This window comes from Roseibium sp. (genome assembly GCF_048261595.1).
Classification (GTDB): domain Bacteria; phylum Pseudomonadota; class Alphaproteobacteria; order Rhizobiales; family Stappiaceae; genus Roseibium.
Window position 1 is genome coordinate 1,361,265 of the sequence record NZ_JBLXFW010000001.1, and the last position, 13,482, is coordinate 1,374,746.

The following is a 13,482-nucleotide window of genomic DNA, read 5'->3' on the forward strand; positions in this document are numbered from 1 at the left end:
TGCCTCACACGCAACGCCACGGGGACACCCATGCCGCAAAGTCTGGCGCATATCGCTCTTGTTGTTCGCGACTACGACGAAGCGATCGCCTTTTATGTCGAGAAACTGGGTTTCGAGCTGGTCGAGGATACCTACCAGCCAGAGCAGGACAAGCGCTGGGTCATCGTCAAGCCGCAGGGCAAGGGCACAGCTTCGATATTGCTGGCCCGCGCGTCGAACGAAGACCAGGCCAAGTACATCGGCGATCAGGCTGGCGGACGGGTCTTCCTGTTCCTGCGTACGGATGACTTCTGGCGAGACTATTCCGACTATGTGGACAAGGGCATAGAGTTCATCCGGGAGCCAAAGAAGGCCGATTACGGCACCGTCGCGGTGTTCAAGGATCTCTACGGCAACCTCTGGGATCTGGTGGAGTTTACGGACGGGCGGGACTGAATTCGGCAAGGCCACTATTTCGACCCGGCGCCTAGCGACATTCCCAGAGCTGCCCCGATCTCGGCTATTGCCTGGTTGCGCGCCTCGAACGCTGCGGGTGTCTGTGTCAGATAGACGGCAACCACCACAGGCTGCGAGCTAGGCGGCCAAACGACCGCGACGATCGACCGGGAGCCATGGCCTCCGGCACCGCTTCTATCTGCGACCCGCCAGCCATCCGGCAACCCCGCCCTCAAGAGCCGTCCACTGACCTCATTGTTCAACATCCATTCCAGGAGTTGGCGCTTCGCACCTGAAGACAGACTGCTGCCAAAGACCAGACGGACCAGTGTGGACCCGGCCGCTATCGGAGTGGTTGTGTCACGCGGATCACCGGGTTTTGCCTCGTTAAGTTCGGGCTCGTATCGGTCCAGGCGAGTGGCGTCGTCACCGGAAGAACGCAGGAAGCCGGTAAGCTTCTCCGGCCCGCCGGTCGCCGCCAGAACCAGATTGGCGGCGGTATTGTCGCTGACGGTCATTGCAGCAGAACAGAGCGTCGTGAGAGCAACGTCGCCCTGTCCAACCAGTTTCTTAGATATCGGGACGTAGGCCAGAAGATCCCTGGCAGTGACTGGCACTGCCGCATCCTTCGAAAGTCTGCCTTCCTCGATCTGCTTCAGCAAATGCGCACAGGCGAATGCCTTGAACGTGCTGTTGAGAGGAAAGCGTTCGTCCCCGCGGACGGACCATATGGTTTTGCCCTGCGCATCAATCACGGCAACGCCAATACGTGCGGAAAGCCGGTCACCGACTTCGGCAACCTTGGCGGCGAGAGGTGCTGGGTCGAATGCCTGGGCCTGCGACGTGCCCGGCGCAACCGTGACATGCAGGGCGATCAATTTTAGTGCCACAGCGAAAAGGATATGGCGGCCCGTCCGCACGCTCGTCCGGAAATGAAAGTCCATGATGATCTCGCTGGTGATCCCGGGAGGTTCCGAAATCGCTCTGTCGAAGCGGACAAGTCAAGTCCGCCTCGACAAAAACTGATCATGCTGCCCGTGTCACTCGAACCCGACAAGAGCCTTGCGGCGCTTGCCGGCGGCAAGGGTCAGGCGGTCCCGGGCACCTAGATCGCCGCTTGCAATGCGGCGGCGCGGTTCCTCAACGACGCGGGCGTTGAGGCGCACCCCTCCGGCTTCCACAAGGCGCCGTGCCTCTCCGTTCGAGGTCGCAAAGCCGACTTCCACCAGAAGCTCCAAAAGACCCAGCCCCTCCGCAAGCCGAGCCAGCGGCAGGGTGTGCGTCGGGGCAGCGTCGGCCTCGTCGCCGGAGAAGAGCGCATCGCCCTGTTCCAGGGCATGGCGGGCTTCCTCTGCCCCATGGACGATTGTTGTCACCTGTGTTGCCAGGATCTTCTTCGCCTCGTTCAGTTCAGCGCCCTGCAGCTCGGAAAGGCGCATGACCTCGGTCATCGGCAACTCGGTGAAAAGACGCAGGAACTTCGGCACATCGGCATCGGCGGTATTGCGCCAGAACTGCCAGAAGGCGAAGGGTGACAGGTGCTCTGGATGCAGCCAGACGGCTCCCGCGGCGGTCTTGCCCATCTTCGCCCCGTTCGCCGTGGTGATCAGCGGCACGGTCAGTCCGAAGAGCTGGCGACCGTCGCCCTTGCGGCCGAGCTCGACGCCGTTGACGACGTTGCCCCACTGGTCGGACCCGCCGACCTGTAGCGTGCAGTCGTGGCGGCGGGAGAGTTCCAGGAAATCGACCGCCTGGAGCATCATGTAGCAGAACTCAAGCACCGTCAGCGGCACCTGGGCATCAAGCCGGGACTTGACGCTGTCGAAGGTCATCATGCGGTTGACGGTGAAATGGGCGCCGTAGTCCCGCAGGAATTCCAGGAACCTGAACTCGGTCAGCCATTCCGCATTGTCGACCAGAAGCGCTCCGTCCTCACCGCGCATGTCGACCAGCCGCTCCACCGAGCGGCGGATCCCGGCGATGTTGGCCGCGATCTGGCGTTCCTCAAGGAGCGGACGAGCCTCGTTGCGGAAACTCGGATCGCCGACCTGGGAGGTTCCGCCACCCAGAACGATGATCGGCCTGTGGCCGAGTTTCTGTAGCCAGCGCATGGTCATCAGCGGCATCAGGTGCCCGACATGCAAGCTGCCGGCAGTCGCATCGAACCCGGCGTATGCGGTCATCGAACCGGAGGCGAGTTTTTCATCGAGGGCCTCGAGGTCGGTGCATTGATGCACGAGGCCGCGCTCCAGAAGCACCTGCAGCGCTTCGGACCTGATTCTTGTCGCCGGCTTTCCGGCTTCGATCATGTGAGAGGTCATCTTGGCATTCCTGACGGTTGAATTCGGGTCTTTTCCGGGAGGCCCGTCAGGAGCCTTGAAACCAAAAAGCCGCCTGACGCGGCGGCTTTTGAGGTTCATTCAGTGAGACAAGATCCTACGCAGCCGCCGATATGTCGGTGACGTAATAAAAGTACGCGAAGGTGGCTGCGGTCTTGTTCATGCGCCAAGTCATGCGCGAGGCGGCTGCATGTGTCAAGCCAATTCGGAGCGCAAGAGCCTGCCTAGTTGCCCATCTCATCGATGCTCCAGGACCTCGGCCACCCCTCCGGCGGACCCGTGACCCCGTCACAATCGGTCTTTTCAAGGTACTCGACGAGCTCATATTGACCGCTCTCGGCCATCTCTTCGTGGCGTTCGAAGACACCACAATCATAATTCGGCGAATGGTAGGTCGTACCGGTCACCTGCCGTGTCTGGGGATCGTAGAAGAGGTTGTTGACGAGGGCATGGTTCGCTTCATTGAACGCGGGTGGCGTTTCGAATTCCAGCCACTCGGTCAGATCAGGATTGAAGGAGATATGCCGCGCCATGTAGTAGGGCACATTCGCATCCGCCATCTGGCAAGGGACGATCCAGGTTTCTTCATCACCGGCAACATGTAGCTGCGCGCCGAAACCGGGAACCGTTTCGTCTAGCTGGCAGTTCAAACCGGAGTAACCGAGGAATTGAACCCTCTCGGGGATCTCGTTGACGTCATAAATGAGCATCGAACCGCCGTCGGCAAGATCTTGCGAGGGCATGACAGGCGGTGGAAGGTCATTTTCCGGAGCAGCCGGCGGAGGTGAGGCCGGGGGCGTATTGCGGGCTGCATTGGCCTGTTTTTCTTCTGCCTGCCGCGGCGCGGAAGCCGTGTGATCCAGCGCCAGCTGGGCGTCCGCAGGCACGCCTCCCCAGGCGACGATAGCGTCCAGCTTGCCGATCCGGCCCTGTTCCTCGTCCATCCGCAGGAGCGCATGGGTCAGTCCGGTGAGCGCCACTTCGTAGCTGAGCGTTCCCTTCTTGCCGCCGAACTCGATCTGGATCCGGGCCGTCAGGCCAAGGCGCAGGTTTTCGACCAATGCGCGATCCGCCGCTCCGCCGAAGGTCATTTCATTGCCCTGATAGATCTGACCAGCCTTGCCGAAGAAGCCGTAGTTCTCCTCTTCGCCGGACACTTCGATCCGGGCTGTCGTCCCCTCGGCAAGTGTCGTCTTCGGCCGAAGTGTCACATAGACATCGGAGCCGGGTTTGGCGCCTCGCTCGATCTTTAGCTTGAAGGCTTCGCCGTTGGAGGCCGTGCCTTCCGTCTCGGCGATACAATAATTGTTGTCCTGGCAGCGCAGCGACCAATCGGCGAACGGCGTTCTCTCAAGCGCTGCATGCGCCGACGGAATGGCGGTCAAACTCGCCGGATAAATGAGGGACGCGGCAACGAAGGCCTTAATGTGGGAGCCAACCCGCATCGATGACCAAGCGCTTTGGCACGCCCAATTGATGACGCTGAAGTTCATTGCTGCCCCTTTTCTACTACCGGTTTTCGGCGGTTCCCATCGAGCAACAAAGCATAGAAATTACATCCGAGGGGAAAAATTCGGTCCTTTGGCTCAAACCGACCGGTCGGGCAGCAGTCCGGCCAAGAGCTCGGCCAAGGCGGCCGCTTTCTGCCCAGAGAGCTTGTCCGAGAAATGCCGTTTGATGGCAGCCTCATAGACAGGCCACATGCGCTGGAGGAGCGCTTCTCCGTCATCCGTTATCGTGACCAGAACGCTGCGTCCGTCGTCGGCTGACTTGCGTTTCGCCACAAAGCCGCCCCCCTCCAGACGATCGATCAGACGCGAGACGTTGTACTGGGCAAGCAGAATACGGTCCTGGATATCGGACGGCCGAAGTGTCCGCTCGTCGGCACGCCGGATCTCCAGAAGCACGTCATACCAGCTCAGCGGCGGAAAGCCGGCTGACTTTAATTCGGCTTCGATCTGTCCGAGAACATGGTTGGATGCACGGACCAATCGCGCCCATGCCGTGATGTCATCCAGGGCCGGTTTATCTTTCATCGGGACACAATGACATTTTCATGCAAGTGCATCAATATTGACATTTAGATGCATTTGCATATTTATTCATGCAAGTGCATGAAAGGAGATGTCATGAACACCGAACACGCAATGAAACTCGTCAGCCACCGCCTTTGCCCCTACGTGCAGCGCGCTGCCATCGCGCTCCAGGAAAAGGGCGTCCCGTTCGAGCGCATCGACATCGACCTCGCCGACAAACCCGATTGGTTCCTCACGATCTCGCCGCTCGGCAAGGTTCCGGTGCTGAAGGATGGCAATGATACCTTCTTCGAATCCGTGCCGATCCTGGAGTACCTTGAGGATACGTTGCACCATCCATTGCATCCGGCAGATCCGCGCATGCGCGCTCGTCACCGGGCCTATCTCGAATTTGCCTCACAGGTCTTGAACGGTATCGGCGCGCTCTACAACGCGCCCGATGAGGCCACTTTCGGCACGAAGGCACAGGAGCTTCGCGGAAAGTTCGAACATCTGGACAGCGCGATTGATCCCGTTGGTCCATACTTCGCCGGCAGCGGCTTCTCTCTGGTCGACACGGCCTTCGGCCCCGTCTTCAGGTACTTCGATATCTTTGATGCGATCGGCGATTTCGGCATCCTGACGGGCCTGACACAGGTCAATCGATGGCGTCGCGCCCTTGCCATCCGCCCGTCGGTTCGAAACGCCGTGCCCGAGGCTTATCCTGCAGAATTGTTGGCCTTCCTGAAAAAGCGAAAAAGCTGGATCGCCGGCCTCGCGGAGACAGCCAACAAGGCCGGCTGAAAACCATTGGCGCCTTGGCGATCACCTCCAATGGCCAAGACGCCTACATGACGCCCAGCGCGCCCTCGGTCCGGTCAAGCACCAGCGGCACGATGAGGTCTTCCTCATCGTCCAGATGCCGCATGAGACCGGAGATCAGGAGATCGCTGGTATCGGCAAAGGAATCGGCGGCGCGCAGGATCCTGTCGCGGTTTCCGCTCTGAAGTTCGCGGAACAGCGCATTGGCGGAGCCCACTGTCGTCTCGATCCTGTGATGAATCAGCTCGTGATCGCCTTCCAGAAGCTCGAAGCCACCGACGAGCCTCTTTTCCGCTGCCATGAAGACCGGAAAGTAGTGATGATCTTCGATCTGGTGATGGTGATGCAGCTGGCTGAGAAACTGCTGCAGGCGCGGCCCGAAGAAGGCGCCGAATTGCTGCGCCTGCATCTTGCCTTCGCGAAACCGGCCAAGCGTTTCATCGAGGGTTCTGCCCAGTGCACGGAAACCGTCATGCCGCTCGAGCCAGAACTGCATCAGCGGCCCCAGGTTGCGGTGCCCGGACCAGACCTCGCGCGGATAGTCCTCAAGCAGAAACCGCCATTCGTCAGGAAGGCCCTCGCGTCGATCAAGGTCGGTCAGCGTCGACATGTGTGATCTCGTCCATGATTTGAATGCTAATCAGGCCCATGGTTTACCCCGGTCCCGGCAGCCACGCTCTTCGAAGTGATTGAACACAGTGTTCAGGACATTGGCCTGCAGTGCAATCACCTCGACTTCCGGAACCCGGCGAGGTTCCGGTAGCCGGAGGAAATCTGCTCAAGCTCTTCCCGAGTGATCAATTCCTCGATCCGGTCGTCCGGGCCTGTCACACGTGCATCGGCCAGATCCAGAACACGCTCGGGTCCGCCCCTACGGTTGGCCAGAACCACGTCCGTCGTCAACGGGCGCCGGATCTCTTCATAGGACTGAAGCCCCGTGGCATCGGGCCGCCGGGCAAGCTCGTCGGCCAGAACACGGGCATCGATGATCGCCTGGCTCGCCCCATTCGCCCCGATCGGATACATGGGGTGAGCCGCATCGCCCAGGAGCGTCACGCGCCCTTTTGACCAGAAGGGCAGCGGATCGCGGTCGACCATCGGATACTCGGTGACGTTTTCCGTCGCGCGCAGGATTTCGCCAACGTTGACATCCGGCAGCTGCAGCCTATCGAACTCCTTGATGAAGTCGATCGTGACCCCTCTCGACCAGTCCGCGTCCTGGATATGCCGCGGCTTGTCGTGGCGCACCTCAGCAACCCAGTTCGTCAGCGCGCGCCCCTTCTTTCGAAGCTTTTCACTGATCGGGTAGGTCACGAACTTGAGATCATGGTTGCCCGCGATGATCATGGTCCTGCCGTCGCCGGTCATGTCCGTCTCGACCGCACCGCGGAACATCATGGTGCCTTCGTAGCAGAGCGGCCCTTCGTCCGGATGCAACTGGTGCCGAACCCTTGAGCGCAGGCCCTCCGCTCCAATCAGGATATCAGCTTCATGGCTGCGCCCGTCGGCACACAGAACGGTGACGGCGTCGTCGGTCTGGCTGAAGCCTTCGACGGGCCATCCGGTTTCAATTGCTCCCTCTCCTACCCGGCTGCGAACAGCATCGAGAAGCAGAAACTGCAATTCGCCGCGATGGACCGAATACTGCGGAGCAATGAATCCCGCCTCAACATTGCGAGGATCCGACTGGATCAGCTGGCCGAACCGGGTCCTGTATTCGATCGCCCTGGTGCGTATCGCGCACTCATCGAGCACTGGCCCGAGCCCAAGCTCGTGAAGCACCGCAGAGGCGTGGGGCATCACGTTGATGCCGACGCCAAGCGGCTTCAGCTCTTCAACGGCTTCGAGAACCTTCACCTCGAACCCCTTCTCATGCAGGCAGAGAGCCGCCGTCAATCCGCCGATCCCTGCCCCGGCAATCACGATCCTCGCCATGGCCATCTCCCCGATTTCATGATTATGATCCGGACGGGCCTCAGCAGCTGCCGCCGGATCCTCTGATTTCTGCCGAGAAGACAGTGTTCTCCTGTTCCTGACAATTCACCGGCCTGATTAAAAATGTCACAAATTCAACATCGACAACACGCCATGCCTTTCCCCAGTCCGGACCGCGAACGTTATGTCCTTGGCGATGTCTCTGCCCACTTAAGCTTCCTCAACTGCGAGCGGATTTCCGATCGTCAGCACATTCATCACTGGGCCGTGGAGCCGCATTTTCACGAAGGGCTCTCGCAGCTCTTTGTTTTCGCAGGAGGCCGGATCGATGCCCTGATCGATAGCGAGCACCGGTTCATCGAAGGCCCCGCGCTTGTCTGGCTGCCCGCGCTGATCACGCATGGTTTCGCCTACCCGCAAGACATGGCGGGCTGGGTTCTGACCGTGCCCACACGCGACGTTTCTCTCCTCGCCGCAACGTCCCAGTGGATGGCAAGCTGGATCGACCGGCCACAGATCCTGCAAGGGGTGGCTCATCAGCCAATCATCGACAAGGCGCTCGCGCTCATCCGGACAATCGAGGCGGAACATGACCTCAACGATGAGGTACAGAGCGCAGTGCTTGAAGCCCAGTTCCTGTTGATGCTGGCCCAATTGCACCGTGGATTGCAGCAGCTGGAGGGAGAGAGGACCCCGCCGGGCGAACCGCGCAGCCAGTTGCTCCGTGCATTCCTTACCCAGCTTGATCAGCGGTTTCTCGAGGTGCGTTCCGTTTCGGAGTATGCCGGATTTCTCTCAGTCACCCCGACCCACCTCAGCCGGGTTGCAAAGGCAATGGCGGGCAGGACTGCAGCCGAACTCATCCAGGAACGCATTCTGCTCGAGGCCAAGCGCAAGCTGGCTCTGACCGACCTGCCGATCTCGGAAATCGCCTATGAGCTCAGGTTCTCGTCGGCGTCCTATTTCACTCGTTTCTTCACCGCACGGGTGAAGGCAACACCCAAGGCGTTTCGCCTGAAGTCGCGGGCCTGACCGAGAGCTGAAGACCGGCCGCATTCGCCGTGGCTTTACCGCACCAGCAAGAGCCCTTAAACAGACCGGCGAATCCAAATTCAGCGCAAGACGAAATGCATTACTTCGGAGAACAAAATGGGTCTCTTTCGCACCTTGGCAAATTCCTTGTTCAAACCATTAGGGTATACGGTCATCAAGACGGCAAGCACGACCCGTACCCAGAAAAGCACCATTTACAAATACGCGTCCTCATTGAACCAAACGCTATACCTTGACCACGGGCCCAAGGCGCTGAAAGGTCCTTTCAAGGGTGCTCTGGTAACCAATCCAAACAAGTCAGCTGTTGTAAGTGACTATGCCGCTCGGTTGCTTGGCGAGTATGAGGCGGAAATCCAGAAGGCGATTGTCGACGGATTGAACCGAAAGCCTTCGGCGGCAATCAACGTTGGGACATCGGACGGCTATTATGTCTCATGCATACGCCAGTTAGCCCCCGATATTCTCATCATAGGATACGAGATTAGCGACACAGCTCGAGAAGCCTGTCGTGACCTGATGACATCCGACAAACAACTGGAATTGAAAGGCGCCGCAGACCCGCAAAATTTCGCGGCGGACCTGAAACAGCACCCGGACGCCCTCGTCATCATGGATATCGAAGGCAACGAGACCATCCTCACAGAGCTGGATGCGAGCATGCTTTCGCAGGCAACCTTTATCGTCGAGCTCCATGAGCCGGCCGTACCGGGAATTACGAAGCGTCTCCTGGAGCACTTCTCGGATACCCATGACGTATCAATTCTTGAGCAATCCGGACGGAACCCATTCCAGCACAGTGAACTTTCTAGCTTTGACAGTTCCGAGAAATTTCTTCTCTTGTGCGAATTCCGCGGTGCTCACCAGTCTTGGCTAGTGGCCGTTCCGAAGTAGCATCCGGTCGATTGATCAACACATCGCATATGGTCAAAAGATTTGAAGCGAGGCGATTTTTGCCTCGCTTCTTTTTTAGGACATCATCCTACTCGGCAGCTGCCGGGGTGACGTCGGCAGGGGCCGGGGCTTCCCACTTCAGGACCGGCTTTCGCGCTGCGGACGTCTCGTCGAGACGGCGGCGGGGCGAGAGGTAGGGCGCACCGGAGAAGCGGTCCGTTTCGCCCTTCTTGGCGCTCATGACCAGATCACGCATGGTGGCGACGAAAAGGTCGAGGGACGCACGGCTTTCGCTTTCGGTCGGCTCGATGAGCATCGCGCCATGGACCACCAGCGGGAAGTACATGGTCATCGGGTGATAGCCCTCGTCGATCATCGCCTTGGCGAAGTCGAGAGTGGTGACGCCCGTGTCCTTCAGGAAGCTGTCGTCGAACAGCACTTCGTGCATGCAAGGCCGTTCGCCGAAGGGCAGGCTCATCAGGTCCTGCAGGCCGACGCGGACATAGTTGGCGTTGAGAACCGCATCCTCGGAAGCCTGACGCAGACCGTCGGAGCCATGGCTCATCATGTAGGAGAGCGCACGCACATACATGCCCATCTGGCCGTGGAAGGCGGTCATGCGACCGAAAGGCTTTTCGCCATCCTTCAGCTCGGACGTGGTTTCCACCAGCACCGGACCGTTCTCGCCCTTGCGGATGAAGGGCAGCGGCGCGAAGGGCGCCAGACGATCCGACAGGACCACAGGACCTGAGCCCGGACCACCACCGCCATGCGGGGTGGAGAAGGTCTTGTGCAAGTTGATGTGCATGGCATCGACACCGAGGTCGCCGGGGCGGGCCTTGCCGACGATGGCGTTGAAGTTGGCGCCATCGCAGTAGAAATAGGCATCCGCCTTGTGGATGGCCGCGGCAATCTCGATGATGTCGCGCTCGAACAACCCGCAGGTGTTCGGGTTGGTCAGCATGATCGCCGCCACGTTGCCTTCATGCTCGGCAATGGTGCGCTTCAGGGCATCCAGATCTACCGTGCCGTCCTCGTCACGGGCGTCGATGGAAACAACCTTGTAGCCGAGGAGCGCTGCGGTCGCCGGGTTGGTGCCATGGGCGCTTTCGGGAACCAGCACGATCTTCGGATCGCGGCCGGCGGCCGTATGGGCTGCCTTGATCGCCATCATGCCGCAGAGTTCGCCATGGGCGCCGGCCTTCGGGCTCATGGCCACGGCAGTCGTCCCGGTCATGGTCATCAGCCAGTCGCTGAGCTGATCGATCAGGTCGACCGCACCCTTGACCGTCGACAGCGGCTGCAAGGGGTGGATGTCGCCAAAGCCCGGAAGACGCGCCATCTTCTCGTTGAGGCGCGGATTGTGCTTCATGGTGCACGAACCGAGCGGATAGAGGCCGCTGTCGATGGCGTAGTTGTTGCGCGACAGCCGCACATAGTGGCGCATGGCTTCCGGCTCTGCCAGACCCGGCAGTTCCAACGCGTCCTGACGGGCGTGGGTGCCGAGTTCCATCTCGACATCGGCCGGAACATCCAGGTCGACGCCCGTCGTATCGAAATGACCGAATTCGAAGATCAGCGGCTCTTCCATGTCGAGCGCACGGTTGCCGGTGAAGGTCTTCGGGGTGAAGCTCGTGCCCGTTTCGCCTGCGGAGGTCGGGCGGCCTTGCGTGTTCATGCTCATGCCAGCACCTCCTTGAGAGCGGCGACAAAGTCGGCGCGGTCTTCGTCCGTGTTCACTTCGGTCGACGCGACGATCAGCAGGTTTTCAAGATCCTTGTTGCCGGGCTCCAGGCGCGAGGCTGGAACGCCGCCGAGAATGCCCTTTTCGGCGAGCGCCTCGACAACGTCATTTGCAGCCTTCGGCAGCTTGACGGTGAATTCGTTGAAATAGGCGCCGTTCAGGACTTCCACGCCCGGAACACCGGCCAGCTGCTTCTTCAGGCTGACCGCATTGGCGTGGCAGATGGTGGCCAACTGCGTGATGCCCTTGGCGCCCAGAAGCGAAAGATGGATGGTAAACGCGAGCGCGCAGAGGCCCGAGTTGGTGCAGATGTTCGACGTCGCCTTGTCGCGGCGGATGTGCTGCTCGCGTGTGGAGAGCGTCAGAACGAAACCGCGCTTGCCGTCGGCGTCCGTGGTTTCACCGCAAAGACGGCCCGGCATCTGGCGAACGTATTTCTGCCGCGTGGCGAAAAGACCGACATAGGGTCCACCGAAGTTCAGACCATTGCCGATGGACTGGCCTTCGCCGACGACGATGTCCGCACCCTGTGCACCAGGCGGCTCGATCAGGCCGAGGGAGACGACCTCGGTGAAGACGGCGATCAGCAGCGCCTTGTGGGCGTGTGCCTTTTCGGCAATCGGCTTCATGTCGATGAGCTGGCCGTAGAAGGACGGCGACTGGACGACCACACAGGAGGTTTCGTCGTCGATCTGAGCGAGGATGTCCTCGGTGCCCATCGGATCTGCCGGCATGGAGACGACATCATGGTCGGACAGCTCCGACAGGCCTTCGACAACTTCCCGGTACTGCGGGTGCAGACCGCCGGACAGAACGGCCTTCTTGCGCTTGGTGACCCGGTGCGCCATCAGCACCGCTTCGGCGGTTCCGGTGGAGCCGTCATACATGGAGGCGTTGGCGACATCCATGGCGGTCAGGCGCGCAACCTGGGTCTGGAACTCGAAGAGATACTGCAGCGTACCTTGGGTGATTTCCGGCTGATAGGGCGTGTAGCTCGTCAGGAACTCGGAACGCTGAATCAGATGATCAACGGTCGCCGGAACATGGTGCTTGTAGGCCCCTGCGCCGACGAAGAACGGCACCGAGGAGGCCGGAACGTTCCTGGATGCAAGCCTGGAAAGCTGACGCTCCACCTGCTGTTCGCCCGCGCGGCGCGGCAGGTCCAGCAGCTCGTTCAGGCGAGCCTTTTCGGGAATATCGGCAAACAGATCGTCGATGCTGTCGACGCCTACGCGGGCGAGCATGTCGGCCCGATCCTGGTTGCTCAAGGGAAGGTAGCGCATCTGCGGCTCCCAATTCGGTTGATCTTGATCACCCTTCGGGGCGAATGAAATTTCACAATTGCCAGCGCCACGCCGGGGAGACAGCGCCTCGAGCGACCCGCCTTACCCGGCAACCAGCTTTACAGGCTTGGGCTCGATCACGATTTCGGTCTTCACGGAATTGGCGATGAAGCAGAGAGCATGCGCCTTCTCGTGCAGATCTTCCAGCAGGGTCGGGTCCGGGTCGTTGTCGGCGACAACGGCAATCTCCGGACGAAGGGTGACCTTGGTCACAGCCATCCGTCCACGGTCGAAGCGCGTCATCTCGCCTTCAGCAACATCTGAGTAAGCAACGACCTGAAGCTTGGCGTGCCGCGCCAGGTCGATGAAGGTCAGCATGTGGCAGGACGACAGGGCAGCGACAAAGGCCTCTTCCGGATCGACCGCATTCTCCTTCGAATAGGGGAGCGGCACGACAGAAGGTGAGGCTGAGGCGGGCACTTCCACACCGCCGTCGAAACGCCAGACATGCCCGCGAGAATAGCGGCCCTTGTCGAGCGTGCCGTCCAGTGTCCAGACGACTTCGGCCGTGTAGAGGTGCCCGGCCATGATCAGAGCCCGTCCACGTAGGACTTGTAGGCTGCTGCGTCCATCAGCTCGGACAGCTGGTCGGCATTGCCTACGGTCATCTTCCAGAACCAGGCGGCCCCTTCCGGATCCTCGTTCACCTTCGCCGGCTCGTCGGCAAGGGCGTCGTTGGCTTCAACGACTTCGCCGTCGATCGGGGCGTAGACTTCGGAAGCGGCTTTCACCGATTCAACGACAGCGGCCTCATCGCCCTGCGACAGCGCCTTGCCGCCTTCGGGAAGCTCGACATAAACGACGTCGCCAAGCTGTTCCTGGGCGTACTGGGTGATGCCGACGGTGGCAGTGCCGCCTTCAACGGCAATCCATTCGTGATCCTTGGAGAAATAAGTGGTCATGAT

General features: G+C 60.3%; 14 protein-coding genes. 4 read left to right on the forward strand and 10 right to left on the reverse strand.

Going from position 1 to position 13,482, the window contains the following annotated elements:
* Nucleotides 1-30: 30 nt before the first annotated feature.
* Entirely contained in the window at nt 31-435 is a 405-nt protein-coding gene (locus ACN0SY_RS06120) for a VOC family protein (RefSeq protein WP_417685390.1), read from the forward strand.
* A 14-nt stretch (nt 436-449) separates the two neighbouring features.
* On the opposite strand, the gene bla is transcribed toward ACN0SY_RS06120, so the two are convergent.
* The 4 genes from bla to ACN0SY_RS06140 form a co-directional block, all read right to left on the reverse strand.
* Nucleotides 450-1,379, reverse strand: coding sequence for a class A beta-lactamase (gene bla / locus ACN0SY_RS06125; RefSeq protein WP_417685392.1), 930 nt, complete (start codon nt 1,377-1,379; stop codon nt 450-452).
* A 96-nt stretch (nt 1,380-1,475) separates the two neighbouring features.
* On the reverse strand, nt 1,476-2,756 hold the full coding sequence (gene tyrS, locus ACN0SY_RS06130) for a tyrosine--tRNA ligase (RefSeq protein ID WP_417685394.1): 1,281 nt from the start codon (nt 2,754-2,756) through the stop codon (nt 1,476-1,478).
* A gap of 242 nt (nt 2,757-2,998) precedes the next feature.
* Complete coding sequence (locus tag ACN0SY_RS06135) at nt 2,999-4,267, reverse strand: DUF1176 domain-containing protein (RefSeq protein ID WP_417685396.1); 1,269 nt, start codon at nt 4,265-4,267, stop codon at nt 2,999-3,001.
* A gap of 93 nt (nt 4,268-4,360) precedes the next feature.
* Nucleotides 4,361-4,810 carry a MarR family winged helix-turn-helix transcriptional regulator gene (locus ACN0SY_RS06140; RefSeq protein WP_417685398.1) on the reverse strand — a complete coding sequence of 150 codons (450 nt, stop codon included), beginning with the start codon at nt 4,808-4,810 and terminating at the stop codon, nt 4,361-4,363.
* A 93-nt stretch (nt 4,811-4,903) separates the two neighbouring features.
* Here ACN0SY_RS06140 and ACN0SY_RS06145 point away from each other — a divergent pair, with 93 nt between their 5' ends.
* On the forward strand, nt 4,904-5,593 hold the full coding sequence (locus tag ACN0SY_RS06145; protein WP_417685400.1) for a glutathione S-transferase family protein: 690 nt from the start codon (nt 4,904-4,906) through the stop codon (nt 5,591-5,593).
* Nucleotides 5,594-5,636: 43 nt separating this feature from the next.
* Here the strand turns inward: ACN0SY_RS06145 and ACN0SY_RS06150 are convergent, their stop codons facing one another.
* Complete coding sequence (locus tag ACN0SY_RS06150; RefSeq protein ID WP_417685402.1) at nt 5,637-6,221, reverse strand: hemerythrin domain-containing protein; 585 nt, start codon at nt 6,219-6,221, stop codon at nt 5,637-5,639.
* Between the two features lie 116 nt (nt 6,222-6,337).
* Nucleotides 6,338-7,546: a flavin-dependent oxidoreductase gene (locus tag ACN0SY_RS06155; RefSeq protein ID WP_417685404.1), complete on the reverse strand. Its 1,209-nt coding sequence runs from the start codon at nt 7,544-7,546 to the stop codon at nt 6,338-6,340.
* Between the two features lie 153 nt (nt 7,547-7,699).
* On the opposite strand from ACN0SY_RS06155, the gene ACN0SY_RS06160 reads away from it, so the two are divergent.
* Entirely contained in the window at nt 7,700-8,578 is an 879-nt protein-coding gene (locus ACN0SY_RS06160) for an AraC family transcriptional regulator (protein WP_417685406.1), read from the forward strand.
* A gap of 117 nt (nt 8,579-8,695) precedes the next feature.
* The gene (locus ACN0SY_RS06165) at nt 8,696-9,490 is read left to right on the forward strand and encodes a hypothetical protein (protein WP_417685408.1); all 795 of its coding nucleotides are present in this window, start codon (nt 8,696-8,698) and stop codon (nt 9,488-9,490) included.
* 88 nt (nt 9,491-9,578) lie between these two features.
* Here ACN0SY_RS06165 and gcvPB read toward each other — a convergent pair whose 3' ends face one another.
* From gcvPB to gcvH, 4 genes are all read right to left on the reverse strand, one after another.
* Entirely contained in the window at nt 9,579-11,174 is a 1,596-nt protein-coding gene (gcvPB, locus tag ACN0SY_RS06170; RefSeq protein ID WP_417685410.1) for an aminomethyl-transferring glycine dehydrogenase subunit GcvPB, read from the reverse strand.
* Complete coding sequence (gene gcvPA, locus ACN0SY_RS06175) at nt 11,171-12,517, reverse strand: aminomethyl-transferring glycine dehydrogenase subunit GcvPA (protein WP_417685412.1); 1,347 nt, start codon at nt 12,515-12,517, stop codon at nt 11,171-11,173. Before gcvPA ends, gcvPB begins: the two co-directional genes overlap by 4 nt.
* Before the next feature lie 102 nt (nt 12,518-12,619).
* On the reverse strand, nt 12,620-13,105 hold the full coding sequence (locus ACN0SY_RS06180) for an OsmC family protein (protein ID WP_417685414.1): 486 nt from the start codon (nt 13,103-13,105) through the stop codon (nt 12,620-12,622).
* Nucleotides 13,106-13,107: 2 nt separating this feature from the next.
* Complete coding sequence (gene gcvH, locus ACN0SY_RS06185) at nt 13,108-13,479, reverse strand: glycine cleavage system protein GcvH (RefSeq protein WP_417685416.1); 372 nt, start codon at nt 13,477-13,479, stop codon at nt 13,108-13,110.
* Nucleotides 13,480-13,482: the final 3 nt, after the last annotated feature.

Excerpts from the sequence above, each read along its gene's own strand:
- ACN0SY_RS06120 (WP_417685390.1), top strand. The coding sequence starts at position 31 with ATGCCGCAAAGTCTGGCGCATATCGCTCTTGTTGTTCGCGACTACGAC.
- bla (WP_417685392.1), bottom strand. The coding sequence starts at position 1,379 with ATGGACTTTCATTTCCGGACGAGCGTGCGGACGGGCCGCCATATCCTT.
- tyrS (WP_417685394.1), bottom strand. The coding sequence starts at position 2,756 with ATGACCTCTCACATGATCGAAGCCGGAAAGCCGGCGACAAGAATCAGG.
- ACN0SY_RS06135 (WP_417685396.1), bottom strand. The coding sequence starts at position 4,267 with ATGAACTTCAGCGTCATCAATTGGGCGTGCCAAAGCGCTTGGTCATCG.
- ACN0SY_RS06140 (WP_417685398.1), bottom strand. The coding sequence starts at position 4,810 with ATGAAAGATAAACCGGCCCTGGATGACATCACGGCATGGGCGCGATTG.
- ACN0SY_RS06145 (WP_417685400.1), top strand. The coding sequence starts at position 4,904 with ATGAACACCGAACACGCAATGAAACTCGTCAGCCACCGCCTTTGCCCC.
- ACN0SY_RS06150 (WP_417685402.1), bottom strand. The coding sequence starts at position 6,221 with ATGTCGACGCTGACCGACCTTGATCGACGCGAGGGCCTTCCTGACGAA.
- ACN0SY_RS06155 (WP_417685404.1), bottom strand. The coding sequence starts at position 7,546 with ATGGCGAGGATCGTGATTGCCGGGGCAGGGATCGGCGGATTGACGGCG.
- ACN0SY_RS06160 (WP_417685406.1), top strand. The coding sequence starts at position 7,700 with ATGCCTTTCCCCAGTCCGGACCGCGAACGTTATGTCCTTGGCGATGTC.
- ACN0SY_RS06165 (WP_417685408.1), top strand. The coding sequence starts at position 8,696 with ATGGGTCTCTTTCGCACCTTGGCAAATTCCTTGTTCAAACCATTAGGG.
- gcvPB (WP_417685410.1), bottom strand. The coding sequence starts at position 11,174 with ATGAGCATGAACACGCAAGGCCGCCCGACCTCCGCAGGCGAAACGGGC.
- gcvPA (WP_417685412.1), bottom strand. The coding sequence starts at position 12,517 with ATGCGCTACCTTCCCTTGAGCAACCAGGATCGGGCCGACATGCTCGCC.
- ACN0SY_RS06180 (WP_417685414.1), bottom strand. The coding sequence starts at position 13,105 with ATGGCCGGGCACCTCTACACGGCCGAAGTCGTCTGGACACTGGACGGC.
- gcvH (WP_417685416.1), bottom strand. The coding sequence starts at position 13,479 with ATGACCACTTATTTCTCCAAGGATCACGAATGGATTGCCGTTGAAGGC.